This is a genomic window from Brevibacterium ravenspurgense (assembly GCF_001584615.1).
GTDB lineage: Bacteria > Actinomycetota > Actinomycetes > Actinomycetales > Brevibacteriaceae > Brevibacterium > Brevibacterium ravenspurgense.
On the sequence record NZ_LQQC01000010.1, the window covers coordinates 296,772 to 321,970 of the forward strand.

At 63.0% G+C, this 25,199-nt stretch carries 23 protein-coding genes; 12 read left to right on the forward strand and 11 right to left on the reverse strand.

Annotated features, from left to right (window positions below):
• Positions 1–76: 76 nt before the first annotated feature.
• The 4 genes from Bravens_RS05855 to tkt form a co-directional block, all read right to left on the reverse strand.
• The gene (locus Bravens_RS05855) at positions 77–1,741 is read right to left on the reverse strand and encodes an alanine/glycine:cation symporter family protein (protein ID WP_239232493.1); all 1,665 of its coding nucleotides are present in this window, start codon (positions 1,739–1,741) and stop codon (positions 77–79) included.
• 131 nt (positions 1,742–1,872) lie between these two features.
• Positions 1,873–3,480, reverse strand: a complete 1,608-nt coding sequence (locus Bravens_RS05860) for a hypothetical protein (RefSeq protein ID WP_062021277.1) — start codon at positions 3,478–3,480, stop codon at positions 1,873–1,875.
• Positions 3,477–4,568 carry a transaldolase gene (gene tal, locus Bravens_RS05865; protein ID WP_082791053.1) on the reverse strand — a complete coding sequence of 364 codons (1,092 nt, stop codon included), beginning with the start codon at positions 4,566–4,568 and terminating at the stop codon, positions 3,477–3,479. Before tal ends, Bravens_RS05860 begins: the two co-directional genes overlap by 4 nt.
• A complete protein-coding gene (gene tkt / locus Bravens_RS05870; protein ID WP_062021283.1) occupies positions 4,565–6,646 on the reverse strand; it encodes a transketolase in 2,082 nt (693 codons plus the stop codon). The genes tal and tkt overlap by 4 nt, the downstream gene beginning before the upstream one ends.
• A 153-nt stretch (positions 6,647–6,799) precedes the next feature.
• On the opposite strand from tkt, the gene Bravens_RS05875 reads away from it, so the two are divergent.
• On the forward strand, positions 6,800–7,774 hold the full coding sequence (locus Bravens_RS05875) for a heme o synthase (protein WP_019175062.1): 975 nt from the start codon (positions 6,800–6,802) through the stop codon (positions 7,772–7,774).
• Between the two features lie 198 nt (positions 7,775–7,972).
• Here the strand turns inward: Bravens_RS05875 and Bravens_RS05880 are convergent, their stop codons facing one another.
• The 5 genes from Bravens_RS05880 to Bravens_RS05900 are packed head-to-tail and all read right to left on the reverse strand — an operon-like array spanning position 7,973 to position 14,246.
• On the reverse strand, positions 7,973–9,859 hold the full coding sequence (locus Bravens_RS05880; protein ID WP_062021286.1) for an ABC transporter ATP-binding protein: 1,887 nt from the start codon (positions 9,857–9,859) through the stop codon (positions 7,973–7,975).
• On the reverse strand, positions 9,849–11,576 hold the full coding sequence (locus Bravens_RS05885) for an ABC transporter ATP-binding protein (protein WP_062021289.1): 1,728 nt from the start codon (positions 11,574–11,576) through the stop codon (positions 9,849–9,851). The genes Bravens_RS05880 and Bravens_RS05885 overlap by 11 nt, the downstream gene beginning before the upstream one ends.
• A 3-nt stretch (positions 11,577–11,579) precedes the next feature.
• The gene (locus tag Bravens_RS05890; RefSeq protein WP_062021292.1) at positions 11,580–12,548 is read right to left on the reverse strand and encodes a COX15/CtaA family protein; all 969 of its coding nucleotides are present in this window, start codon (positions 12,546–12,548) and stop codon (positions 11,580–11,582) included.
• Between the two features lie 13 nt (positions 12,549–12,561).
• The gene (locus Bravens_RS05895; protein ID WP_062021295.1) at positions 12,562–13,347 is read right to left on the reverse strand and encodes an ABC-2 transporter permease; all 786 of its coding nucleotides are present in this window, start codon (positions 13,345–13,347) and stop codon (positions 12,562–12,564) included.
• Positions 13,344–14,246: an ABC transporter ATP-binding protein gene (locus tag Bravens_RS05900; RefSeq protein WP_062021297.1), complete on the reverse strand. Its 903-nt coding sequence runs from the start codon at positions 14,244–14,246 to the stop codon at positions 13,344–13,346. Before Bravens_RS05900 ends, Bravens_RS05895 begins: the two co-directional genes overlap by 4 nt.
• Positions 14,247–14,386: 140 nt before the next feature.
• Here Bravens_RS05900 and Bravens_RS05905 point away from each other — a divergent pair, with 140 nt between their 5' ends.
• The 8 genes from Bravens_RS05905 (at position 14,387) to Bravens_RS05940 (ending at position 21,555) form a co-directional block, all read left to right on the forward strand.
• Positions 14,387–15,106, forward strand: a complete 720-nt coding sequence (locus Bravens_RS05905) for a helix-turn-helix transcriptional regulator (RefSeq protein ID WP_062021300.1) — start codon at positions 14,387–14,389, stop codon at positions 15,104–15,106.
• On the forward strand, positions 15,103–16,542 hold the full coding sequence (gene sufB, locus Bravens_RS05910; protein WP_280512873.1) for a Fe-S cluster assembly protein SufB: 1,440 nt from the start codon (positions 15,103–15,105) through the stop codon (positions 16,540–16,542). Before Bravens_RS05905 ends, sufB begins: the two co-directional genes overlap by 4 nt.
• Before the next feature lie 40 nt (positions 16,543–16,582).
• On the forward strand, positions 16,583–17,734 hold the full coding sequence (gene sufD / locus Bravens_RS05915) for a Fe-S cluster assembly protein SufD (protein WP_062021301.1): 1,152 nt from the start codon (positions 16,583–16,585) through the stop codon (positions 17,732–17,734).
• Complete coding sequence (locus Bravens_RS05920; RefSeq protein WP_019175053.1) at positions 17,731–18,051, forward strand: Rieske (2Fe-2S) protein; 321 nt, start codon at positions 17,731–17,733, stop codon at positions 18,049–18,051. Before sufD ends, Bravens_RS05920 begins: the two co-directional genes overlap by 4 nt.
• Before the next feature lie 11 nt (positions 18,052–18,062).
• Complete coding sequence (gene sufC, locus Bravens_RS05925) at positions 18,063–18,818, forward strand: Fe-S cluster assembly ATPase SufC (protein ID WP_061942908.1); 756 nt, start codon at positions 18,063–18,065, stop codon at positions 18,816–18,818.
• An 18-nt stretch (positions 18,819–18,836) separates the two neighbouring features.
• Complete coding sequence (locus Bravens_RS05930; protein ID WP_019175051.1) at positions 18,837–19,172, forward strand: metal-sulfur cluster assembly factor; 336 nt, start codon at positions 18,837–18,839, stop codon at positions 19,170–19,172.
• Positions 19,173–19,234: 62 nt separating this feature from the next.
• Positions 19,235–19,957, forward strand: a complete 723-nt coding sequence (locus Bravens_RS05935) for a ribonuclease H family protein (protein WP_062021304.1) — start codon at positions 19,235–19,237, stop codon at positions 19,955–19,957.
• Positions 19,954–21,555: an ABC-F family ATP-binding cassette domain-containing protein gene (locus Bravens_RS05940; protein WP_062021307.1), complete on the forward strand. Its 1,602-nt coding sequence runs from the start codon at positions 19,954–19,956 to the stop codon at positions 21,553–21,555. Before Bravens_RS05935 ends, Bravens_RS05940 begins: the two co-directional genes overlap by 4 nt.
• 55 nt (positions 21,556–21,610) lie before the next feature.
• Here the strand turns inward: Bravens_RS05940 and Bravens_RS05945 are convergent, their stop codons facing one another.
• The gene (locus Bravens_RS05945; protein ID WP_062021310.1) at positions 21,611–22,507 is read right to left on the reverse strand and encodes an SURF1 family cytochrome oxidase biogenesis protein; all 897 of its coding nucleotides are present in this window, start codon (positions 22,505–22,507) and stop codon (positions 21,611–21,613) included.
• A gap of 202 nt (positions 22,508–22,709) precedes the next feature.
• Positions 22,710–23,069, reverse strand: a complete 360-nt coding sequence (locus Bravens_RS05950; protein ID WP_062021313.1) for a DUF3099 domain-containing protein — start codon at positions 23,067–23,069, stop codon at positions 22,710–22,712.
• 116 nt (positions 23,070–23,185) lie between these two features.
• Between Bravens_RS05950 and Bravens_RS05955 the strand changes: the two genes are divergently transcribed.
• Genes Bravens_RS05955 through Bravens_RS05965 form a run of 3 tightly spaced genes read left to right on the forward strand, consistent with a single transcriptional unit; the run spans position 23,186 to position 25,162 of the window.
• Positions 23,186–23,896 (forward strand): beta-ketoacyl-ACP reductase, encoded by a 711-nt coding sequence (locus Bravens_RS05955; protein ID WP_061942901.1) that lies wholly within the window; start codon positions 23,186–23,188, stop codon positions 23,894–23,896.
• 26 nt (positions 23,897–23,922) lie between these two features.
• On the forward strand, positions 23,923–24,681 hold the full coding sequence (gene fabI, locus Bravens_RS05960; RefSeq protein WP_061942899.1) for an enoyl-ACP reductase FabI: 759 nt from the start codon (positions 23,923–23,925) through the stop codon (positions 24,679–24,681).
• A 10-nt stretch (positions 24,682–24,691) separates the two neighbouring features.
• Complete coding sequence (locus tag Bravens_RS05965) at positions 24,692–25,162, forward strand: SixA phosphatase family protein (protein WP_062021315.1); 471 nt, start codon at positions 24,692–24,694, stop codon at positions 25,160–25,162.
• Positions 25,163–25,199 lie beyond the last annotated feature (37 nt).

Here is a 25,199-nt window from a genome sequence, read left to right on the forward strand (position 1 = left end):
GAGGGCCCCGCAGCACATGGCTGCGGGGCCCTCAGTCGTTCAGGCGGAAAGCTCCGCCGTGCGTTTCAAGCTGTTGTTACAGCTTGGTGTGCTTGTCTTCGCGTCCTTCGCGACGATCAGCAGTGATCTTGCGGAATGCCTTGCGGACACGCGACTGTTCTTCGCGTTCTGCCTTCAGACGAGCGTATTCCTCGTCGATCTGCTGCTGTGTCGGTTCGTGGTCGCGCAGACCCACCTGCAGGTCTTCCGGGATCTCGTCGAGGGTGCCGGCCTTGACGCGGGCTCGGTAGACCCAGATTTCCTTCTTAGCCCTGCGTGCCAGGAAGTAGATGCCCAGGAGGTTCGGGAAGGCCATGATGAACAGCGTGGCGTCGGAAATGCCGACAACGCTTTCCAGGGTCATAGCCGAACCGATGACGACTGCGAGGATCCACACGATGTGGAAGGCGAGGACGGCAGCACGGCTCTTCTTGGTGAGGAACCCGATCGCAACCTCGCCGTAGTAGGCGTAGGACAGCACTGTCGAGAAGCCGAACAGAACGGCAGCAACGGTGACGAAGATCGGGAACCACGAGGTGACAGTGGCGAATGCCTCGGTGGTCAGGACGATGCCGTCGCCGCTGGCGTCACCCTGGTAGACACCGGTGACGGTGATGGCCAGACCGGTCAGGGTGCAGATGACGACGGAGTCGACGAACGGCTCCCACAGGGCGGTGAAGCCCTCAGTTGCGGGGTGGCGAGTCTTGACTGCTGCGTGGGCCATACCTGCGGTACCAACACCACCGACGTTCGAGAACAGAGCTCGCTGAATACCGACGATTGCGACACCCACGATACCGCCGGTCACACCTTCACCCGTGAATGCGCCGGTGAAGATGGCGCCGACAGCGCCCGGCAGGTACTGCACGTTGATGACGAGGATGATGAGGACACATGCTACGTACATGACACCCATGAGCGGGGTGATAGCCGAAGTCCACTGTGCGATGCGGCTGATGCCGCCGAGGATCACAATACCGGCGAGGATCGCCATGATGAGGCCGATGATCCACAGGCGACCGGCGAAGAACGATTCCTCGCCGCCGGTGGCGTTCTGTACGAGCATGGCGACCTGGTTGGCCTGGAACAGGTTGCCTGCGCCGAACACGCCGACGAGGGTTGCGATGGCGTAGAAGTAGCCGAGGAAGGAACCGAAGCCCGGCATGCCCTTTTCGCGCAGACCGTTGCGCAGGTAGTACATGGGGCCGCCGATGACTTCGCCCTTGTCATCGACTTCGCGGTATTTAACACCAAGGGTTGCTTCGACCATCTTCATAGTCATGGCGAGGAAGCCGAAGATGATGATCCACAGGACAGCGCCCGGACCGCCGATCGTAATGGCGACAGCCACACCGGCAATGTTGCCGAGCCCTACCGTACCGGAGAGTTCGGTGGCAAGAGCCTGGAACGATGACACCTGGCCGGGGTCCGTCTTTCGGGTCAGGCGGCCCTGAACCACCTTGTAGGAGTACTTCAGGCCGGTGAACGGCTGGAACCGGAAGTAGACGGTCAGGAAGATAGCGCCGGCCATAAGCCAGACGACGATGAGCGGAATCTCGACGCCGCCGACACTCGGCGCGTAGAAGACCACCTTGTTGAGCCAGTCTGAGAACGGTCCCAGAATGCTCTGAATGGTCGCGTCGACGGACTCGAGTGACGAGCCCTCTTGTGCCAGGAAATCTGGTCGTGAGCCAGAGATCATAATCTCTCCGAAGTTCGGGTACATGGTCTCAGCTGTGAATTCACAGAGTCACTGTGATCCACGCCATGAACTCACCTTAGGGGAAATGCTGAGAGAATGCACAAGTTCCGACCAGGAAGGTTCTGATTCCGTTATATTTCCAGGCCTAGAGACCGGCCGAGCTGCTCCCAGCCGTCAGTCCGCAAGTGTAGGCGAATCACGGGACGTTCGGCACGCCGGAGTGCGTCTGCGTCGCCATCGGCTTGGGCTCGGAGAAGCTGTGCAAACGTACAGTCCTTGCCCGGAACGGGAAGGTCATCTCCGACACGGTCAGCCGTGATCTGGATGAACGCACCGTTATTGCGTCCGCCCTTGTGGTACTGGCCCGTGGAATGCAGGTACGCGGGGCCGTAGCCGAATGTTGTCACAACACCGGTCAGACGGAAAACTGCTTCGCGAAGAGCGCCGATCGCAGCAAAGCGGTCCGGATCGACGAAAGCCTGGATGGCCAGATAGCCGAACTCCGGCACTGCATCGGTCAATGCGCGAACGGCACCGCTGATGCTGCGCACGCTGCCCAGTGTGTGTTCATCACCGTAGACGTCGATGTTTTCATAGCTGAAGACCAGATCCATGCTCTGCACGGATTCCGGATCGGCAAGCGCTGCGCGGGCAGAGACTTTAGCTGATTCGACGTCAGGCTGGTCGAAAGGGTCAACAGCCGTCGAGAAGGCAAGGAGGGCGGTTGTGAACTCCCACAGGTAGAGTGCGCCGCCCAGCGAACCCGAGACCGCGCCGAAATGACCAGACACGGGGGCTGGCGGTTCCGTGTATTCAGCGCCGCTCGAGGCCAGCACGACAGTGCTGACATCCGGGCCGGCATTCTGAATGAGTTCCGAGGCCGGATCTTCAACCGCGATCGGCAGCAGACCCCTGCCGTTTTTGCCGAGTGATTCGCCGATGAGCTGCTCAATCCACGCGCCCAGACCAACACCTGTCTGATCGGCAAGGACGAGCTTGTCAACATCGCGGGCATGCGCACTGGAAAGGAACGCTGCCAGTTCCATTGCCGGGTTGTCTTCGTCGCCAGCGAGGACAGCTGCGCACTTTGCGGCTGAATCCACCAGTGAACGCGGATCACCGCCGGCAAGAACCGCCGGCACAAGTCCAAAGGCCGTAAAGGCCGAATAGCGTCCCCCGACATCGGCGGGAGCCGTGAATACCGCGGCAAAGCGCGCAGCGTCATCGAGTTCCGAACCTGCGTCGGTGATTGCGACAAGGCGCTCAGCCGCATCGAGCCCAGCGTCGGCACAAGCCGCCTCAAAGGCAGCCAAGTGTGACCGGGTTTCGACGGTTGTGCCGGACTTCGAGGCGACAATGAGCCCCGTGTGCTTGAGATCATCGCCGAAAGCTCGGCGCACAGCGGCTGGTGCGGTGCTTGTCAGGAAGGTGAGCTCCACCTCGAGAGCCTTGGCGATAACAGCCGCACCCAGTGACGATCCTCCCATACCGGACAGGACGAAACGGTGCACGCCTCGCTTGGCGAGTTCGTGTCGCAGCTCTTCTGCGCGGGCGATCTCCGGGTGATCTGAAGCGGGCAGGTCAACCCAGCCCAGACGGTTCTCTGCGGTCTGTGCGCTGGAATCGCCCCATAGGTGCGCGTCACGCGCGGCGAGGCGCGACGCGGCGCGAGCTTCCGTGAGGATCGCGAGTTCGTGTTCGTAGGATTCAGCGGAGGCGGGGGAGAGGACGACCTTCATCGCAGACCCTCCTCGACCGTCTGCACGAGCTCAGCCCAGCTGTCGTCGAACTTCTGCAGGCCCTCTTCTTCCAGAACCCGCATAACGTCGGCGTAGTCAATGCCCGCAGCGGCCAAAGCGTCAAGAACGCTGCTGGCTTCGGCAGCAGTGCCGGTGACGGTGTCGCCCTTGTCCTCGCCGTGATCGGCGTAGGCGCGCAGGGTCTTCTCCGGCATAGTGTTGACCGTTCCCGGGGCCGTGAGCTCTTCAACATAGAGCGTGTCGCGGTACTCGGGGTTCTTCGTGCCGGTCGAGGCCCACAGCGGACGCTGGCGGTTGGCACCGGCTGCTTCGAGCACAGCGAACCGCTCCGAGCTGAACTGCTCTTCGGCAATGCGGTAGGCGGCACGGCAGTTGGCGATGCCGGCTTTGCCGCGCAGCGCCATAGCCGCGTCGGTCCCGATGTTCTCCAGCCGCTTGTCCACCTCGGTGTCTACGCGAGAGACGAAAATCGAGGCGACCGAGTGGATGGTGCTCAGGTCGTGGCCTGCTTCTCGCGCCCTCTCAAGGCCGTTGATGTAGGCCTCAACCACCCGGCGGTAGCGATCGAGCGAGAAGATCAGCGTGACATTGACGCTGATGCCCTCAGCCGTGACCGCGGTGATGGCCCGCAGGCCCTCGGGGGTTGCTGGGATTTTGATCATGACGCCGGGCCGGTCGATCATGCGGTGCAGCTTGCGCGCGCATTCAGCTGTGCCCTCGGCATCGTGAGCGAGCGTCGGCGGCACCTCAATCGACACGCGACCGTCACGACCACCCGTTGCGTCATAGACCGGCTCGAGGATGTCGCAGGCGAGCTGGACATCCCGAACGGTCAGGGCATCAACGGCATCCTCTGTCGAGGTGCCGCTGGCCTTGAGCTCGCTCAGCTGGTCTTCGTAGCCGCTTCCTTCCGCAAGTGCGGCTGCGAAGATCGTCGGGTTCGTGGTCACACCGACGACGGAGTCTTCCGCCACGGACTTCGCGAGCGAACCGGATTCGATTCGCGTGCGCGAAAGGTCGTCAAGCCAAATGGATACGCCGTTTGTGCTCAGTGCTTCAAGGCTCACTGTTCCCCCTTGGCCGCGCGGATGGATTCGCGGGCGGCGGCGACAACAGCGTCGGCGGTGATGCCGAATTCCTGGTAGAGGCGCTTGTAGTCGGCGGATGCGCCGAAGTGTTCGAGTGACACGGCTCGTCCGTCCGTTCCGAGGTAGCGGTGCCAGCTCATGGCCGAACCGGCTTCAACCGAAACGCGTGCGCGGATGTGTGATGGCAGAACGCTGTCGCGGTAGTCGGAAGGCTGTGCGTCGAACCATTCGTGGCTGGGCATCGAAACGACGCGCACTGCCGTGCCGTCGTGGCGCAGCTGCTGGGCTGCTTCGAGCGCCAGCTGCACTTCCGAACCGGTAGCCATCAGGATGACTTCAGCGTCAGCGTCGTCGGAAAGCACGTAGGCGCCCTTGGCGGTGTTCTCGGCACCTGCCAGTTCCGTGCGGTCGAACACCGGCAGGTTCTGCCGTGACAGCACGAGGCCGGATGGTCCGTCGGTGCGTTCGAGGATCTTCAGCCACGCGAACACTGTTTCGTTGGCGTCTGCGGGGCGGACAACGTCGAGCCCGGGGATGGCGCGCAGGGAGCTGAGGTGCTCAACCGGCTGGTGGGTTGGTCCGTCTTCGCCCAGGCCGATGGAGTCGTGCGTCCACACGAACACGTTCGGCAGGTTCTGCAGAGCTGCCAGGCGAACGGCAGCGCGCTGGTAGTCGGAGAACACGAGGAACGTGCCGGAGTAGGGGCGGGTGGGACCGTGCAGGGCAATGCCGTTGCAGATGAGGCCCGCTGCGAACTCACGAACGCCGAAGTGCAGGTTGCGGCCGTATTCATTGCCGCTGAACATGTCGGAAGAGCGGTCTTCCGGCAGGAAGGACGGGTCGGCCTTGATGAGGGTGTTGTTCGAGCCCGCGAGGTCGGAGGATCCACCCCAAAGTTCGGGCATTGCCGCACCGAGCGCCTGCAGGACCTGACCCGAGGCTGCGCGGGTGGCGATGCCCTTGTCGTCGGCGTCGAAAGTCGGCAGGGTGTCTGCAAGACCTTCGGGGAGTTCGCGAGCCTGCAGACGGTCAAACAGTTCGGCGGCTTCCGGATTGGCCGTGCGCCACTGCTGGAAGCGCTCGTCCCATTCCCGCTGTGCTTCGCGGCCGCGCTCAGCTGCCTTTCGGGTGTAGTCGAGGACCGCTGGGGCGACCGCGAACTTCTCTTCGGGGTCGAAGCCCAGCATCTTCTTAGTCTGGGCGATTTCGTCATCGCCCAGTGCGGCGCCGTGCGAAGCACCCGTGTTCTGGGCGTTCGGGGCGGGCCAGGCGATGATGGTCGACAGGCGGATGAACGACGGTCGGTCGTCTTCCTTGGCAGCTTCCACGGCGAGGTGGAGGGCGTCGAGGTCTTCGACGTAGGTGCCGTCTTCCTTGACCCAGGAGACGTGCTGAGTGTGCCAGCCGTATGCGGCGTAGCGCGCTTCGACGTCTTCTGTGAACGCAATCGAGGTGTCGTCTTCAATCGAGATGCGGTTGTCATCCCAGATGACGATGAGGTTGCTCAGGCGCTGTGTGCCGGCAAGCGACGATGCTTCGCCGGACACGCCTTCCTGTAGGTCTCCGTCACCGGCGATGACGAAGATGTTGTGGTCGAAAACGCTTTCGCCCTTCGGAGTCTCCGGGTCGAACAGGCCGCGTTCCCGGCGTGCTGCCATTGCCATGCCAACAGCACTGGCAATACCCGAGCCCAGCGGGCCGGTGGTGATTTCGACACCAGCAGTGTGCCCCACCTCGGGGTGGCCGGGAGTGAGCGAACCCAACTGACGCAGTTGCTTGATGTCGTCCAGTTCCAGCCCGTAGCCGGTGAGGAACAGCTGAACGTACTGCGTGAGGCTGGCGTGGCCGGCCGATAGAACGAAACGGTCGCGGCCCACCCAGTCCGGGTCGGCGGGGCTGTGGGTCATCGCGTATTGGTACAGGTAGTGCGCTGCCGGGGCGAGGCTCATCGCCGTGCCCGGGTGGCCATTGCCGGCGGCCTGAACGGCATCAGCGGCGAGAAGTCGAGCGGTGTTGACAGCAGCCTGATCTTCGGCAGACCAGTTCAGCGGGCTCATGCGTAGGTTCCTCCTGTTGACGTGCGTCCACACCAACTGTAACGGGCGTGCGCACCGGGTGGGAGCTGGTATTCACAGGCACAGCAGATAGAATGAGCGGACGCTGGGAAAATCCAGTGAGAATCTTCGCGTCGATTAACAGGAAGTGAATGCGTGAGCGCTCATCAGCAGCACCAAGCAGAACGTCCGCTGCAGCGTCTTCGGGATGAACAGCGACCGGCTGCTTCGGTTGAGAACCGCAGCCGCTTCATGGCGTTCGTTTCGCTCACCAAACCCCGCGTTATCGAGCTTCTGCTCGTTACGACGGCGCCGGTGATGTTCCTTGCCGAACGCGGACTGCCCAACCTGTGGCTCATCATCGCCACCCTGATCGGCGGTTCGGCGGCAGCCGCATCGGCGTCTGTTTTCAACTCGATTTTCGACCGCGATATCGATGCCCGCATGGCGCGCACCGAAACCCGTCCGCTCGTCACGGGTGAAATTTCGGTGAAGGAAGCAACGATCTTCGCCTTCACGCTGGCCATCGGCTCGATCCTGTGGATGGGCGGCTTCACCAACTGGGTTGCGGCCGGTCTGACCGCCGCCGCGATCCTCCTGTACGCCGTCTTCTACACCATGATCCTCAAGCGCCGCACCACCCAGAACATCGTCTGGGGAGGCGCCGCTGGCTGCATGCCGGTTTTCATCGGCTGGTCAGCTGTCACCGGTTCGCTCGACTGGGCTCCCGTCGCGCTGTTCCTGGTGGTGTTCTTCTGGACTCCGCCGCACTACTGGCCGCTGGCCATTAAGTACAAGGCGGACTACGAAGCTGCGGATGTTCCGATGCTTCCGAACAAGGTTCCGCCGAAGACCGTCGGCGTGCAGATGATCGGCTACACCGTGGCCATGATCGCAGCATCCCTGGCAGTTATCCCGCTGGCGCCCATGGGGCCGCTCTACGCGGTTGTCGCTCTGGGCTCCGGTGCTTGGTTCCTGTGGGAGTGCATCACCTTCCTCAAGCGCGCCAAGAAGGGTCTGAGCGGAACCCAGTTGAAGGCAATGCGCGTGTTCCACGGATCCATCACCTATCTGTCGATCCTGTTCCTGGCAGTTGCCATCGACCCGTTCCTCAACCCGTTCATCGGCTGATGTTCTGAAAGCTGAAAGAGCGGGGCCGGTGAGAATCAGTTCTCACCGGCCCCGCGTTTTTCTGTCTGCTGTTGGTGGGCTCTGTTGACGAGGATGGCGGCCGGTGTTCAGGAGACTGCTGTGAAAGCAAGGGTGCTCACGCCGCTATCCGAGTAGTGCGCTTCGCGCTGCGATCTTTGACGGACCCACTCCTGAGCCTCAGTCTTCCTCAAAACCTGCCGCGTGCAGTGATGCGTAGAGGCCGCCAGAGGCAATGAGTTCGGCATGCGATCCCTGTTCGACAATCCGACCTTTGTTCATGACGACGATGACATCGGCATTGCGGATGGTCGACAGACGGTGGGCGATGACGAAGCTCGTCCGTCCGGCCTGCAGGCGGTTCATTGCCTCCTGCACGAGCACCTCTGTTCGGGTGTCGACGTTCGAGGTCGCCTCGTCGAGGATGAGGATCGTCGGCTCGGAGGCGAAGGCGCGCGCAATCGTGATGAGCTGGCGCTCACCGGCCGATATGTTGTCCGCCGTCTCCGTGATGACAGAGTCCAGCCCGTCGGGGAGGTGCTTGGCGAAGCGATCGACATAGGCGGCCTCGGCCGCAGCCTCGATGGCCTGCCGGTCGGCGTTCTCGTTGCCGTATGCGATGTTGTCCCGAATGCTTCCCTCGAACAGCCAGGTGTCCTGCAGGACCATTCCGATCGGCCGGCGCAGATCCGTCCGGCTCATATCGCGCACATCCCGGCCGTCGATGCGGATGGCTCCGGAGTCGACGTCGTAGAAGCGCATGAGCAGGTTGACGACCGTCGTCTTGCCTGCGCCGGTGGGCCCCACGACGGCGATCGTCTGGCCCGGCTCGGCGGTGAGGGAGAGGCCCTTGATGAGCTCCGCCTCGGGATCATAGGAGAAGTCGACCTCATCGAACTCGACCCGACCGGCGGTCGGGGAGAACGGCTCGGCATCGGCGTTCGGGGTCTCCTCGGGTGCGTCGAGCAGCTCGTAGACGCGTTCGGCGCTGGCGGCCGCCGACTGCAGCCGCGAGGCCATGCCGCCCAGCTGCCCGAAGGTCTGGGAGAACTGGCGGGAGTACCAGACGAACGCCTGCACGACGCCGAGCGTGAGGGCCCCTCCGGCCACGAGGGCCGCGCCGAGGATGGCAGTGGCCACGAAGACGAGGTTCGACACGAAGAGCATCGCCGGCATCATCGAGCCCGACAGGATCTGGGCGCGCACACTGGAGGAGTAGACGTCCGCGTTCATCTTCTCGAACTCCTCGCGGGCAGTCGGAAGGCCGCCGTGGACGCGCAGCAGCGACAGGCCGGAGATCGACTCCTCGACATGCGCGTTGAGCTCGCCGGTCGTGGTCCACTGCTTCTTGAACTGCCTCTGGCTGGGCACGCCGACTAGGGCGAAGATGATCGCCGTCAGCGGGATCGCGGCAATCGCAACGAGCGCCAGCTGCCAGGACAGGGTGAACATGACGGCGAGCACGCCGACGAAGGTGATGACGCTCGTGATGATCTGCTGCAGGTTCTCATTGGCGACCTGCGTGAGATTGTCGAGGTCGTTGTTGAGCCTGGAGAGGACATCGCCGCGGCGCTGGCGGTCCGAGTACGACAGGGGCACGCGGTGGAGCTTCGCCTCGACGCGCGTGCGCATGCCGCTCATGACGGTGTTGACCACGCCGATGCTCACGCGCCCGCCGATGTAGGTGAACAGCGACGACAGCGCGTAGACGGCCACGCCCAGCATGACGAGCCGGCCGATGAGGCCGAAGTCCATGCCGGCGCCGGGCACGACGTCCATCGTGTCGAGGACGGCCGCGAGATCGGACTGCCCGCCGGCCTGGAGCTCCGCGGCGGCCTCCGCCGTCGACTGTCCGGGCGAGGTCTTCGACGACAGATAGCCGGCGAACACGGCATCGGTCGCCAGGCCGAAGACATACGGCGCGGCGATCGTGAGCACCGTTCCGATGAACAGCGTGATGACGGTGATGACCATCTGGCCGCGGTGGGCGCCGAATTCGCCGATCACGCGGCGGACGGTCTTCCAGAAGTGCGTCGACTTCTCGTTCGGCGGACGCTCATCGCTCATGGCTGACTCCCGTCTGCGATTCGACGATCTCGCGGTAGACCTCGGAGGACTCGACGAGCTCGCTGTGCGTGCCCACCGCGACTGCGCGGCCGGCGTCGAGGACGACGATCTGATCGGCCTTCTCAGCTGTGGAGCAGCGCTGTGTGACGACGACCTGCGTGCGTTCCCCGGACGCGTCGATTCTGGAGCGCACTGCGGCCTCCGTGGTCGTGTCGAGGGCGGAGAACGAATCGTCGAACATGAGGATCGGGCTTGTGCGGACGAGCGCCATGGCGATCGCCAGGCGCTGCCGCTGTCCGCCCGAGAGGTTGGTGCCGCCCTGGTTCACGGTGAACTCCGTCTGGCCGTCGAGCCGCTCGACGTACTCCCACGCCTGCGCGGTCTGCAGAGCCTCGCGGATCTCGGCGTCCGAGGCGGTCGGATTGCCCTTGCGCAGATTGCCCGCGATCGTGTCGGCGAAGACCTGCGGCTTCTGCGGCACATAGCCGAACTGGGCGCTGCGGGTATCAGCAGTGAGATCGCCAGCCGGCACGCCCCCGATGCGAACTGAGCCGCTCGTCGGCTCGAGCAGGCCGACGATGAGCTGCATGAGCACCGTCTTGCCGGAGCCCGTCGCGCCGATGACGGCGGTCGTGGTTCCCGGTGCAGCGGAGAAGGACACGTCGGAGACGACGGGCGCCTCGGCCCCGGGGAAGCAGAAGGTGACGCCGGCGAGCTCGAGGGCGCCCGGGGCGGGCAACTCGTCGACGTCGCCGGAGCGCGTCTGCGCCGGCTCCGTCTTGAGCACGTTCCAGATGCGGCCGGCCGCGACTTCGGCGCGCGGCAGCATCATGGCCAAGAACGAGGCCATCATGACGCCCATGAGGATGAGCATGAGGTACTGCGTGAACGCCATGAGCGTGCCGACCTGCGTATCGCCCGATTCGACGCCGAGGGCGCCGAACCAGATGATCGCCATCTCGCCGAGTCCGACGACGAGCATGATGAGCGGAAAGAGCGTCACGAAGTACTTGCCGACGGTCATATAGGCATCCGTCATCGACCTGTTGACCTCGGCGTAGCTCTGCTTTTCGCGGTCCTCCTTCACGAAGGCCCGGATGACGCGCAGGCCGGACAGCTGCTGAGCCAGAACCGAGCCCATGGCGTCCAGCCGCTCCTGCATGGCGCGGAAGCTCGGCACCATGCCGCGGATGGCCCACACCATGACGATGACGAGCAGCCCGACTGTCACGAGAACGGTCCAGGACAGCTTGACGTCCTGGGTCATCGCCATGATGAGTCCGCCGGCGGCCATGAACGGGGCCATGATCGTGATCGACATGGCCATGGTGAGGAACTGCTGGACCTGGCGGACGTCATTCGTCGAGCGGGTCACGAGGCTGGAGGAGCTGAACTCCGCCAGCTCCTGGAATCCGAAGGACGAGACCTTGTCGAAGAACGCCGAGCGGATCCGCTGCGCTCCCTTGAGCGAGGCGTAGGCGCCGCAGGCGATCGCGAGGACGTTGGCGATGACCTGCCCAAAGGTGACGGCGAGCATGATGCCTCCCAGGCGCCACACCTCGGCGGTGTTGCCCACGGCGATGCCGTCGTCGACGACCCGCGCGTTGAGCGCCGGCAGCGCAAGGGATGCGGCGATCTGCAGGGCCTCAAAAAAGAGCAGGCCCAACAGCGCAGGCCAAAGGGGCAGGGCAAAGCTGCGGAAAAGACGCAGAAGCATGCGTCAAGCTCGGCTGTCTGCGGGTTCGAGAATGTCGTCGGCGGGGTGCGCTGGAGCGGCCTTCCACGAATAGTTGGACATGATGGCGAAGACCGCGGCCATAATGACCAGCGTCAGCCCGAACATGTGAACGAGCACAATGCCAATCGGCAGGCCGGTGAAGTACTGCACGTAGCCGATCAGGCCCTGAAGCACTGTGACGACCAGCAGGAAGTCGATGGCGCGAGCCTGGGGGACTGCTCCTTCTTTTGCCGCGATAACGCGAGTCCACACCGCGGTGATCACCATGAGCCACACCGGGAATGCGTGGAAGCGCGCCATCCATACGGTGGGCAGACCGTTGCGGGCGGATTCGCGGTCGCCCGCGTGCGGGCCGGCTCCGGTGGTGAGAACACCGAATACAAGGACAACGACGAGCAGAGCAACAATAACCCACATGAGCTTGCGCAGCTTCTCCGGGCCAACGGGGCGACGCGGACCGGGTCCGGAATACACACGCACAATCAGGTACGCGGCGACCGCGACCGATGCGGCCGATGGAATGAAATGGCTGGCGACAACCCATGGATTGAGTTTGCTCAGCACTGACAGACCGCCGATGACAGCCTGGACCGGCACAACCATGAGGAGTGCAAATGTCGACCACGCAAGTTCGGGCCGTTCGCGCCGCCACGGCCAGACCACGATGAGCGCAGCCAGGCAGATGAGGCCCAGAACAACACCCAGGACGCGGTTGCCGAACTCAATGAAGCCGTGAATGCCCATCTCCGGGGTGTTGGTGAGCGATCCGGGTTCGCACATGGGCCAGTCGGAGCATCCCAAACCGGAGCCTGTCAGGCGCACAGCGGTCGAAGTGACGATGATGCTCACTTGAGCGATGAGAACAACCCATGCAGCCACGCGAATGCGGCGAGGGAGAGTCGTGGTGTTCTGCGGCTGGGCCGCGGAAAGATCAGAGGCGGAGGTCGACATAGGGCCTATTCTCTCACCTGTCGTCGAAGGAGAACCAACGGCGAGCCGCTGCCGCTGCAATGACCGCCCAGACAGCGAGAACGAGCAGGCTCATCCAATCGAAGCGTCCGTCGATGATTGCGCTGCGCAGAGCAGAGCCCAACGCCCCAGACGGCAGGAAGCCGACGATTGCACCCCACGCGCCCCCGTGATCGATGAGCAGTCCGCCCCCGCCTGCCATGGCGGCCCACAAAAGGTTCGCAAAGGCGAGCACCGCCTCGGGCCTCATGGTGCCCGCCATGAGCAGACCCAAGCCGACGAAGGCCGCTGTTCCCACGACAGCGCTGATGACAACGGCTGCGATGTTGATGTTGGCGTCCAGGCCGAGAAATGCCGCGCAGGCGAAGGCGAGTGCGTACTGGACGACGGTCACGCCGAGTACTGCGATGATCTTGCCGGCCACGAGTCCACTTGCGCCCAGCGGGGTGGTGGCGGTGTGGCGCAGAACCCCGTAGCGGCGCTCAAAAGCAGTTGCGATCGCCTGACCCGTGAAGGCGTTGGAGGCAATCGACACACCGAGCACGCCTGCCAGCGCGACAGCCGTGTGGTTGCTTCCGGTGTAGCCGAAGACTTCGAGTATGTCTGTCAGTGACAGGGTGAACAGGATGGCCAGAGGCAGCACGATCGACAGGATGAGCTGTTCGCCATTGCCTAGGATTGCCTTGGCTTCAAACACTGCCCGAGCTGCTATCCGGCGAAAAGCCGGTGCGGGCTGCTGGTGGAGCTCGTTGGACTGTGTACCGGGTGTGTGCGCGCTCACCGCAGGCTCCTTCCCGTCAGCTGGAGGAAGACATCCCCCAGGTCACCGGAGCTCATGGACAGGCCGGTCAGCTCTGCTCCGCTGGCTGCGATCTCCGCGGTAATCTGGCTGAGGTCGTCGGCACTGAAGGTGCCGGCTGAGTTCATAGCCGTTGCCGAGGTGGGGCTCAAGCCCCAGCGGGACCGCAGCTTTTCGCTGAGCTTGCTTGGGGGAGCGTCCGCGAAGGTCAGGCGCAGGGCAGAAGCACGACCGGCAGTGAGTTCCGATGGTGTTCCCTCGGCGATGATTCGTCCGTGGTCGACGATGTGGACGTTGTCGGCGAGCTCTTGCGCGTCGGACATGTTGTGGGTGGTCAAAACGACAGCGGTTCCACTGTCGGCGAGGCTGCTGACGATTTCCTTGACTGCCAGGGATGCCTGCGGGTCGAGTCCCGCCGTCGGTTCGTCGAGGAACACCAGGCTGGGCCTGCCGATGAGTGCTGCGGCCAGGCCCACTCGCTGTTTCTGTCCGCCGGAGAGCCGACGGATGGACCTGTCGGCGAAAGAGCGGATTCCAAGCTGATCCATGAGCTCGTTCGGGTCAGCAGGATCTGCGTACATGTGAGCCAGGTGTTTGAGGATCGCCGGCGGCTTTGCGGCCATCGGCAGCCCACCATCCTGCAGCATGACCCCGATCATGGCTCTGGCCTGAGTCTCCAGAGGGCTGAGGCCGAAGACTTTAACGGTTCCGGACTGCGGGCGAAGAAGGCCCGTGCACAGTGAGATGAGTGTGGACTTGCCGGCCCCGTTGGGGCCCAGAACCGCGGTCGTCATACCCGGTTCAACAGAAAGCGAAATTCCGTCGACGGCAGGGCTGCGGCCGTAGGAATATCGCACATTGCGGACTTGGAGAGCTGTCACAGGCGTCCACTGTAGCCGGCGCGCCGATCGATCCGGGAGGATGCCCTCGCCCAGCGGTTGTGGAACAATTTAGGGCACATTAATGTTATTGAATGGTGATGAGGCGAAAAGCCTCGCAAATCAACACTACAAGGCAGGTTATGTCTCAGCAGAGTTCGCAGGCTGTGCTGCGCACCCGTGCGCGGGTGCTGCAGGCGGTGTTGGACCACGGGCCGATCACCGCTGCCAGTATCGCCCGCCAGCTCGATCTGACCGCCGCTGCCATCAGGCGGCACCTCGACGCTCTGACAGACGAAGGGGCAATCGAGGTACGCGAACTCGCCGGTGCGAAGACCGGTCGGGGACGGCCGGCACGGCACTACGTGGTCTCGACCGCGGGGCACAGCAGGATCAGCCACTCCTATGACGAGCTGACCGTGGAAGCACTCGAATTCCTCGAAGATAAGCTGGGGGAGGGCGCGATCGAAGAGTTCGCCAGGCAGCGAATCGGCGAACTCATGGAGCGTGTCGAAGCGCGCGTCGGCCGGCGATCGGCAACCGTGGCGGGACGCTCACGCGATCTCGCCGCAGCGCTGGACGACGAAGGCTACGCGGCATCGGCCATTCCGGTGGCGGTGGGAACACCGCTGGAGGCCATGCAGCTGTGCCAAGGGCACTGCCCCATACACAAAGCTGCCGCAAGGTATCCGCAGTTCTGCGAAGCAGAGCTCGATGCCTTCTCTGAATTTCTGGGCGTAGACATCAGGCGCCTGTCGACGCTCGCGGCCGGCGGCCACGTGTGCAACACACACGTGCCGACCTCGGACGTCAACAGACCGCTGATCGATGCGCCGGATCAAAACCAAGGAGGAGCAAGGTGACTGACACCACTGAATCCAACTGGATTCTGGAAGCCAATCCCGAACTGAAGGACATCGGGAACGCCTACGAATACGGCTGGCGAGATTCTGATGAAGCAGGCGCCAATGCTCAGCGCGGGCTCAATGAGGATGTCGTCCGCAACATTTCGAAGCTGAAGGACGAGCCCGAATGGATGCTGCAGCGCCGCCTGCGCGCGCTCGAGCTCTTTGAGAAGAAGCCGCTGCCGCAGTGGGGCCCGGACCTGGGCGACATCGACTTCGACAGCATCAAGTACTTTGTGCGCTCCACCGAGGAGCAGGCGCAGACGTGGGACGACCTGCCGGAGGACATCAAGAACACCTACGATCGCCTGGGAATCCCTGAGGCTGAAAAGCAACGCCTGGTCGCAGGTGTTGCCGCCCAGTACGAATCCGAGGTCGTGTACCACAAGATCAACGAAGAGCTGGAACGCCAGGGCGTCATCTTCGTTGACACGGACACCGGTCTGCGGGACTACCCGGAGATCTTCGAAGAGTACTTCGGCACCGTCATCCCGTCTGGTGACAACAAGTTCTCCGCGCTCAACACCGCGGTGTGGTCCGGCGGTTCGTTCGTCTACGTCCCCAAGGGCGTTCACGTCGAAATTCCGCTGCAGGCCTACTTCCGCATCAACACCGAGAACATGGGCCAGTTCGAGCGCACGCTCATCATCGCCGACGAAGGTTCGTCGGTGCACTACGTCGAAGGCTGCACCGCTCCGATCTACAAGTCAGACTCGCTGCACTCGGCGGTCGTCGAAATCGTCGCCAAGAAGGGTGCGAAAGTCCGCTACACGACCGTCCAGAACTGGTCGAACAACGTGTACAACCTCGTGACCAAGCGCGCGATCGCCGAAGAGGGCGCCACCATGGAGTGGATCGACGGCAACATCGGTTCGAAGGTCACCATGAAGTACCCGGCCATCTGGCTGACCGGTGAGCACGCTCGCGGTGAAACCCTGTCGGTTGCCTTCGCCGGCTCCGGTCAGGATCAGGACACCGGTTCGAAGATGGTGCACGCCGCTCCGAACACGTCCTCGAACATCGTTGCGAAGTCCGTTGCCCGCGGCGGCGGCCGTTCCGCATACCGCGGACTCGTGCACGTCTACCCGAACGCGTCCGGTTCGGCCAACAACGTGCTGTGTGACGCCCTGCTGGTGGACAACCATTCGCGTTCGGACACGTACCCGTACATCGACATCCGCAACGACGATGTCACGCTGGGCCACGAGGCAACCGTGTCGAAGGTGTCGGCAGACCAGCTGTTCTACCTCATGAGCCGCGGCCTGGACGAAACCGAGGCCTACGCCATGATCGTCCGCGGCTTCGTCGAGCCCATTGCGCGCGAACTGCCGATGGAATACGCACTCGAACTCAACCGCCTTATCGAACTTCAGATGGAAGGCGCGGTCGGCTGATCACCTCAGCGAAGACCACGCCGACTGTCAAAGGAGAGAAATGACCCAGACCTCGAGCAGCACCGCTTCCAAGCAGGTGCCTGCCACCACTCGTTCGCAGCGTACGCGCAGCTTCGACATTGCCGATTTCCCGGCGGTAACCGGCCGGGAAGAAGAATGGCGCTTCAGCCCGGTCAAGAAGCTTGACGCGCTTCTCCAGAATCAGACCGGAAGCGGTTCGCTGGGCCGTGAAGAGACGTTGCCCGAAGGCGTCACCGTCGAGAGGATCACGCTGGAGCGTGCTCGTGAACTCGGCGCCGTGGCACCGGAAGACCTCCCGGCTGTCGTTGCCGCAAACCAGGCTGAAGCCGTCACCCACTACTCGGTGGAAGCCGGCGCTGAAATCAGAGAACCCGTCCGCATCGACCTCACGGGTGAAGGCGGCCTCGTCCACGGCCACACCCTCGTGACCGTCGGCGACAATGCCCACGTTGATTTCATCGTCACCCACAGGGGTGCTGTCGACTACAGCGAGCTCATCACGACCGTTGTGGGCGACGGCGCAAACGTCGACTTCATCGAACTGCAGCTGTGGGACGACACCGCCCTGCACGCCGCGCAGCACGATGCTGTCGTCGGCAAGGACGCGTACTTCAAGCACGTGCAGATCACGCTCGGCGGAAAGATCGTGCGTCTGAACACCAACGTCCGCTACTCCGCACCCGGCGGGGAAGCCGAAATGTACGGCCTGTACTTTGCCGATGCCGGACAGCACTTCGAACACCGCACCTACGTGGACCACAACACCCCGAAGGCCGTGTCGAACGTGCTCTACAAGGGAGCCCTCTACGGCAAGGATGCGCGCACCGTCTGGATTGGCGATGTGCTCATCCGCCCCGAGGCCCTTGGCATCGACACCTACGAAATGAACCGCAACCTGCTGCTGAGCAAGGGTGCACGCGCCGACTCGGTTCCGAACCTGGAAATCGAAACCGGCGAAATCGAAGGCGCCGGTCACGCATCGTCGACCGGCCAGTTCGACGAAGAGCACCTGTTCTACCTCATGAGCCGCGGCATTCCCGAAGACGAAGCACGCCGCCTTGTGGTGCGCGGCTTCTTCAACGAAATCATCCAAAAGATCGAAAACGAGGAAGTCGAAGACGTCCTCAACCAGAAGATCGAAGAAGAGCTCGCCCGGAGCATGGCCGAATGAGCGGCAAGCCGGCACTGAAATCGGACGAGCTCGCAGTCGGCACCGCTGTCCGCGTGGTGATCGACGACGTCGAAGTGTGCATTGCGCGCACGGAAGACGGTGCGGTCCACGCCGTCAACGACGTCTGCACGCACGGCGAAGTATCGCTTGCCGAAGGCGAAGTCTCGGGCTGTTCGATCGAATGCTGGCTGCACGGCTCGGCCTTCGACCTCACAACGGGCGAGCCGCAGTCACCGCCGGCTTTTGAACCAGTCGCCGTCTACGCCGCCGAAGAGCGCGACGGCACGATCTTCGTAGACATCAACTCGACGCACTGAAAGCAGGAAACATGTCCATTCTCTCTATCCGCGACCTCCACGTCAGCGTAGAAACCGACGAAGGCCCCAAGGAGATCCTCAAGGGCCTGTCTCTCGACATCAACTCGAAGAAGACCCACACCGTTATGGGCCCCAACGGCTCGGGTAAGTCGACCCTGGCCTACGCTCTGGCTGGCCACCCCGCCTACACCATCACCTCGGGCACGATTGAGCTCGACGGTGAAGACATCACCGAAATGGAAGCCGACGAACGCGCCAAGGCCGGCCTGTTCCTCGCAATGCAGTACCCCGTGGAAGTTCCCGGCGTGACCGTCACAAACTTCCTGCGCTCGGCCAAGACCGCCATCGACGGCGAGGCGCCGAAGCTGCGCACCTGGTCGAAGGAACTGGGCGAAGCAATGGAGAAGCTGCGCGTTGACCCGGCGTTTGCCACCCGCAACGTCAACGAAGGATTCTCCGGCGGTGAAAAGAAGCGCCATGAAATCCTCCAGATGGAGCTGCTCAAGCCGCGCTTTGCGATCCTCGACGAAACCGACTCCGGTCTGGACGTCGACGCCCTGCGCATCGTGTCCGAAGGCGTCAACCGCGCCAAGGAGAACACGGACGTCGGCATCCTGCTCATCACCCACTACACGCGCATCCTGCAGTACATCAAGCCGGACTTCGTGCATGTGATCGTCGACGGCAAGATCGTCGAAGAGGGCGGCCCGGAACTGGCCGAGCGTCTGGAGAACGAAGGCTACGACCGCTTCTTCCAGAACGCCTGATCCAACAAGGAGGACAGTGTGACCGAAGTCATCGACTCGCCGAGCAACGCCTCGGCAGAAGAAGTCACAGAAGCGCTCCTTGACGTCGTCGACCCGGAACTCGGCGTCAACGTCGTCGACCTCGGGCTCGTCTACGGGGTTGTTGTCGAAGAAGACGGCACTGCTGTCATCGACATCACCCTGACCTCGGCGGCATGCCCGCTGAGCGACGTCATCGAGGACCAGATTGCCCAGGCTCTCGACGGGATCGTCCCGGCGTTCCGCCTCAACTGGATCTGGATGCCGCCGTGGGGTCCCGAGAAGATCACGGAAGACGGCCGCATGCAGATGCGCGCTTTGGGCTTCAACATCTGATCATCTGATGTTTTGGGGGCGGGTAGAATCTACCCGCCCCCACACTTATTTCTAGGAGTTCTGTGACGATCATCGCCGCCGTTGACGGTTCCGCTCTTGGCAATCCCGGTCCCGCCGGGTGGGCCTGGTACATCAGCGAGGACCAGTGGGCCTCGGGTGGGTGGCCCAAAGCGACGAACAACCGCGGGGAGCTGCAGGCTGTCATCGAACTGCTGCGGGCCGTTGAGGATTCCGGCTCGGATGTTCACGTTCTGTGCGATTCGCAGTACGCCATCAACTCCATCACCAAGTGGATGGCCGGGTGGAAGAAGCGCGGATGGAAAAAGGCCGACGGCAAGCCCGTGCTCAACGACGATCTGATGAAGCAGCTGGACGAACTCATGTCTGCCGCTAAGTCTGCGGGCCGTTCCATTACATACGAATGGGTGAAGGGGCACGCCAATCATCGGATGAACGAACGGGCTGACGACCTCGCCCGCGCCGCTGCCGGCGCATACCAGAACGGCACGGAACCCGACAGTGGTCCCGGTTTTGCGGGAATTGTCGGAGACACCCACAAGTCCGCCGATACCCGGGCAGAAGAGAACTCCCCAGAAGGCACCTCGGAAGCCGGCACCTCGGCAGCCGGCAGCGCGGCCTCGGAAAAATCAGCCGAAGACACCGTGCGCATCTGGGCCGATGTTCCGCGGGACCTCGCCTCCGCAATTGCTGAACAGGCACGCAGCGAGGGCGTCCGGCCGCAGGACTACCTGGCGGGCCTCGTTGAGAAGGCGGTCCGTGGATGATCGCCGCTTCCGGTCTTGAAATCACCGTCGGAGCACGCGTGCTCATGTCCGATGTCACCTTCCGGGTGGAAAAGGGCGACCGGGTTGGTCTGGTCGGGCGCAATGGAGCGGGCAAGACAACCTTGACGAAAGTGCTCATGGACGAGGTGCCGCCGAGTGCCGGACAGGTGTTCCGGTCTGGTTCGGTCGGCTATCTGCCGCAGGACCCGAGGACCGGCAACCTCCGCATGACGGGCAAAGAGAGGATCCTGGCAGGACGTGAGCTCGATGTGCTCGCCAAACGCCTGCGCCGGACCGAAGAGCAGATGTCCTCGCCCGACCCGGACATTGCATCGAAGGCAATCGACAAGTACCCCCGGATTGAAGACGAGTTCATCGCGGCCGGAGGCTACGCGGCAGAGTCCGAAGCCCTTGCGATCGCAGCTAATTTGGGGCTGGACGCTGAGCTTTTGAAACAGGAGCTTGAGACTCTGTCCGGTGGTCAGCGGCGCAGAGTGGAGCTTGCCCGCATCCTGTTCGAAGCGCCGAAGACCATGATCTTGGACGAACCGACCAACCACCTGGATGCCGAAAGCGTTCTGTGGCTGCGGGACTACCTCGCCAAATACCCCGGTGGGCTGATCATCATTTCGCACGACCTCGATTTGATCGACGAGGTCGTCAACAAGGTGTTCTTCCTTGACGCCACGCGTCAGTGCATTGACATCTACTCGATGGGCTATCGCCAGTACCTCAAACAGCGCGAAGACGATGAGCGGCGCAGGAGGCGCGAACGCGCCAACGCTGAAAAGAAAGCGGCGGCCCTGCACGCCCAGGCCGACAAGATGCGCGCGAAAGCCACGAAGACCGTCGCCGCGCAGAACATGGCCAAGCGCGCCGACCGCCTGCTGGCCGGCACACAGGGGGAGAGGCAGCGCGAAAAGGTCGCAGACCTCAGGTTCCCCGAACCTGCCAAGTGCGGCCGAGTTCCGCTTGAAGCCAAGGGCTTGTCCAAGGCCTACGGTTCAACAGAGGTGTTCACGGGTGTTGACCTCGCTGTTGACCGGGGGACGCGGGTGGTCATTCTCGGCTTCAACGGCGCCGGCAAGACAACCCTTCTGAGGCTTCTGGCTGGCGTAGAAGAACCCGACAGCGGTGAAGTGGTCGCCGGACACGGTCTTAAGCTCGGCTATTTTGCGCAGGAACACGACACTCTGGACCTCGACCGGACGGTCCTGGAGAACATGCAGTCAGCCGCACCAGACTCGTTTGACGACACGAAGGTGCGCACCGTGCTCGGTTCGTTCCTGTTCTCCGGGGACGACGTCGACAAACCGGCTGGAGTCCTGTCCGGTGGTGAGAAGACTCGTCTGGCCCTCGCGTGCCTCGTGGTGTCCTCAGCAAACGTGCTTCTTCTTGACGAGCCGACGAACAACCTCGACCCCCAGTCGAGGGTCGAGATTCTCTCAGCCATCGAGCGTTACGAGGGCGCGATTCTGCTGGTGACGCACGATGCGGGCGCAGTTGAGGCTCTTAACCCCGACAGGGTGCTGCTTCTGCCGGACGCAGACGAAGATCTGTGGAGTGACGACTACCTGGAGCTTGTCGAGCTGGCCTGAGTTGCCCTTGCGCGGCTGGGTGCGTTTGGGCCTGTGTTCGGCCGAGCATCTTGCTTCAGCCCCAGCCCTGAGAATCCAATGCGGCGTCCTCGTCGTCTTCTGCCGAACGGTCGCGGCGACCTGACTTCACACGGCGTCGGCCGTCGCCGTAGCGACTTCCTGACGCCCGCACTCCGTGGGCGATAGCTGCCTTTTCCAGGACAACGTAGTCGGTGTTCTCTTCGGTCTTGCCTTCTGCAATTGCTTTTCGCTCCCGCACCAGCGCGACGATGAGAGCGCCGAGGGCCATGAGTCCGAACAGAATCCACTGCATCGTGTAGGACAGGTGGGAACCCGGGTCGACAGACGGCTTCGGCAGCGTCTGCAGGGACTGTTGCGCCTGCGGGTTTTCGGAGCCCACCTGGAGGTACAGACCCGTGTAGCCGCCCTCGTAGCCGTTCATGACCTTCGGGTCGAGCTGCTTGACGGTGCCGGGTGTGTTGTCGTCGGCATCGCCTTCTTCTGCCGGGCGGATCCAACCGTCAACCGTGACGGTGCCAGAAGGGGGAGCGGGGACGCTGCTCGGATCCGGATCGCTGGAGCTGGCGGTCCAGCCGCGCACAACCGCAACAGGACCGGCTTCGGTATTCAGGGGTGTCACGACGAAGTAGCCGGGTTGGCCGCTTAAGGGCCTGTTGCGCGCCAGTACCGTGCGCTCAGCGTCGTAGGTTCCGGTGACGGTCACGTGTTTCCAGTCGTCGTCATCCGGCAGTTGATCCGATGCCGATGGCACCGCGGCGTCCAGCTGCTGTGGTTGGGCACTGTAGTTGGCTTCGATGCGCTGGATTTCAGCGTTTCGGGCTTCCCGGCGGCTGTTCTGCCAGTTGGCCAAAAGCGCACAGGCAATGGCGAAGATGATCGCAATGGCGATGTAGCGAAGCCATTTTGCGGAGAAGATGAATCCGTAGCGCACTTATCCAGCTCCTGGGGGGATACGATCTGCGGGCACAGTTTCACGCAGAAATGATCGAAGTGTGAGGAATTCTTCGAGGGTTTCTCGATGCAGACTGCAGGCCAGCCACACTTTGCGGCGTTCGTCCGAGTGCAGTTTCGGGTTGTTCCACAGGAGCGCCCACGACGCCAATGCTGGGCAGCCTTTGGCTGAGCACTGCAGGTCAGTCATCGTCGCCCTCCACGATTTCGCCATCGATGATGATCGGAACGTCGACATCAGAGTGGTCCGGTTGGCTTCGTTCGCCGGGTGAGCCGAGTGAGGCGGCCGTCGGCACGGACGGCTCGGCGTCGGTTTGCTGGTAGCGGCTCTTGACAGCGTTGGCTATGAGAACTGCGATCCACGGCAGAACAACGGCGCCGGCGACGAGCGCCCAGCGAAACCAGCCGTGTGCAAAGACCGCCCCGACAAAGCAGACCATGCGAATGGCCATGAGAATCAGGTATTTGCGGGTGCGGGCGTTGAGATCAGCTTCGTGAGATTCGCTGGCCGAGGTGATGCTGACCGCGGGCCTGCTCTTCACGTTTCCCCACCTTTCAAACGGACTACAAAAGCATATCGCTCCTTTGTTGTGCAGCCACGCCCCACTGGGCTTTAGGCTAGGTTGGGAGAGATTGACTTCAGACTGAAAGGATCAGCGTGGCTGAACCCCGTGTTGTTCTTGTAACCGGCGGAAACCGCGGCATCGGTCGCACGATCGCCGAACGTTTCCTCGCCCAGGGCGACAAGGTCGCCGTCACCTCGCGCAACGGCGATGCTCCCGAAGGAGCTTTCGCAGTCGCCGCAGACGTCACGGACCTCGCGTCGCTCGAAGCGGCCTACGAGGCTATTGAAAAGGAACTGGGCGCGGTTGACGTTGTTGTGGCCAATGCCGGCATCACGCGCGACAACCTGCTGATGCGCATGTCGGAAGAGGACTTCGAGCAGGTCATCGACACCAACCTCACCGGCGTGTACCGCACCGTCAAGCCGGGCATCACCAACATGATCCGCTCACGGTTCGGCCGCATCATCTTCATCTCCTCCGTTTCCGGTCTTTACGGCGTGCCCGGCCAGTTCAACTATTCGGCGGCCAAGGCCGGACTCGTGGGCATGGCACGTTCACTCACCCGCGAACTCGGTGCGCGCGGCATCACCGCAAACGTCGTAGCTCCCGGCTTCATCAAGACGGACATGACGGACGAACTGCCTGAAAAGCAGCAGAAGGAATACCTCGACACCATCCCGGCTAAGCGCTTCGCCCTTCCCGAAGAGGTCGCGGGCGTCGTCGCCTGGCTCGCATCGGACGATGCCGCCTATATCTCCGGCGCCGTCATTCCGGTCGACGGCGGCCTGGGCATGGGCCACTGACAGCAGAATCCTAAGAAAGGAACACCATGGGAATTCTTGAAGGCAAGCGCATCCTCGTCACGGGTGTGCTCACCGAATCGTCTATCGCCTTTTCGGCGGCCCGCCTGGCCCAGGAACAGGGTGCCGAAGTCATCCTGTCCTCCTTCGGCCGCCAGATGAAGATCACCTCGATCATCGCTGAACGTCTGCCGAAGCCCGCCGAAGTCATCGAACTCGACGCAACCAACGAAGACGACCTCGCGGCGCTGCCCGAACGTCTGGGCGGAAACATCGACGGCATTGTCCACGCAATCGCATTCGCCCCGAAGGACGCACTCGGCGGTGTTTTCCTCGACACCCCGTGGGAGTCGGTGTCAAACGCGCTCCACGTGTCGGCGTACTCGCTCAAGGCCATTGCCGTGGCAGCTCAGCCGGTGCTCAACAAGGGAGCATCGATTGTCGGCCTGACTTTCGATGCAACTGTTGCCTGGCCCGCATACGACTGGATGGGTGTGTCCAAGGCCGCCCTTGAATCCACCAGCCGCTACCTGGCCCGCTACCTGGGTGAGCACGACATCCGCGTCAACCTCATTTCGGCAGGCCCGCTCAAGACGACCGCAGCGAAATCCATCCCCGGCTTCGAGGCTTTCGAAGACGTGTGGGGCGACCGCGCACCACTCGGCTGGGATCAGAGCGACACGGAACCGGCCGGCCGCGGCATCGTCGCCCTGCTGTCCGACTGGTTCCCCAAGACCACCGGTTCGATGATTCACGTCGACGGCGGCCTGCACTCGACCGGATCCTGAGGCTGGGGCCATGCCGATTCTGATCTTCGCCCGCCACGCGCACGCTTCGCACGAACCCGGTCCGGACTATGGACGTCCGCTGACTCAGGAGGGCCGTGATGAGGCTCGCAGGGCTGGTGAATTTCTTGCTGATCTGCCGATCGACAGTGCCATCGCTTCGAGCGCGCGGCGCATAGCGGAAACCGCGCAGCTCATCATCGAACAGCTGAACGCTGAGCCTGAGCTCCGCCTGGATGACGCTCTGTACCAGGCGCAGGTGCTGGACTGGCGGGAAGCTGTAGCGACGATTCCGGCGGAGTCACAGGCGGCGATCATCGTGGGCCACAACCCCACCGTCGCCGATGCCGTGGCTGAGTTCTCAGGCCGTCCGGTTGAGAAGTTCCGCCCCAGCTCTATCGCAGTATTCGAGTTCGACAGCTGGGATGATGCGGCAGGAATCCTCCCTCAACCGCAGATCCGCGATTTCGTCCAAAGGGCGTGATTCAGCAGGTATGACAGCGGTTTGAGATCGACTGCAT

Bases quoted from the DNA above. Each gene is read 5' to 3' on its own strand.
- Bravens_RS05855 (WP_239232493.1), bottom strand. From the start codon at position 1,741: ATGATCTCTGGCTCACGACCAGATTTCCTGGCACAAGAGGGCTCGTCA.
- Bravens_RS05860 (WP_062021277.1), bottom strand. From the start codon at position 3,480: ATGAAGGTCGTCCTCTCCCCCGCCTCCGCTGAATCCTACGAACACGAA.
- tkt (WP_062021283.1), bottom strand. From the start codon at position 6,646: ATGAGCCCGCTGAACTGGTCTGCCGAAGATCAGGCTGCTGTCAACACC.
- Bravens_RS05880 (WP_062021286.1), bottom strand. From the start codon at position 9,859: ATGAGCGATGAGCGTCCGCCGAACGAGAAGTCGACGCACTTCTGGAAG.
- Bravens_RS05885 (WP_062021289.1), bottom strand. From the start codon at position 11,576: ATGCTTCTGCGTCTTTTCCGCAGCTTTGCCCTGCCCCTTTGGCCTGCG.
- Bravens_RS05890 (WP_062021292.1), bottom strand. From the start codon at position 12,548: ATGTCGACCTCCGCCTCTGATCTTTCCGCGGCCCAGCCGCAGAACACC.
- Bravens_RS05905 (WP_062021300.1), top strand. From the start codon at position 14,387: ATGTCTCAGCAGAGTTCGCAGGCTGTGCTGCGCACCCGTGCGCGGGTG.
- sufD (WP_062021301.1), top strand. From the start codon at position 16,583: ATGACCCAGACCTCGAGCAGCACCGCTTCCAAGCAGGTGCCTGCCACC.
- Bravens_RS05920 (WP_019175053.1), top strand. From the start codon at position 17,731: ATGAGCGGCAAGCCGGCACTGAAATCGGACGAGCTCGCAGTCGGCACC.
- sufC (WP_061942908.1), top strand. From the start codon at position 18,063: ATGTCCATTCTCTCTATCCGCGACCTCCACGTCAGCGTAGAAACCGAC.
- Bravens_RS05940 (WP_062021307.1), top strand. From the start codon at position 19,954: ATGATCGCCGCTTCCGGTCTTGAAATCACCGTCGGAGCACGCGTGCTC.
- fabI (WP_061942899.1), top strand. From the start codon at position 23,923: ATGGGAATTCTTGAAGGCAAGCGCATCCTCGTCACGGGTGTGCTCACC.
- Bravens_RS05965 (WP_062021315.1), top strand. From the start codon at position 24,692: ATGCCGATTCTGATCTTCGCCCGCCACGCGCACGCTTCGCACGAACCC.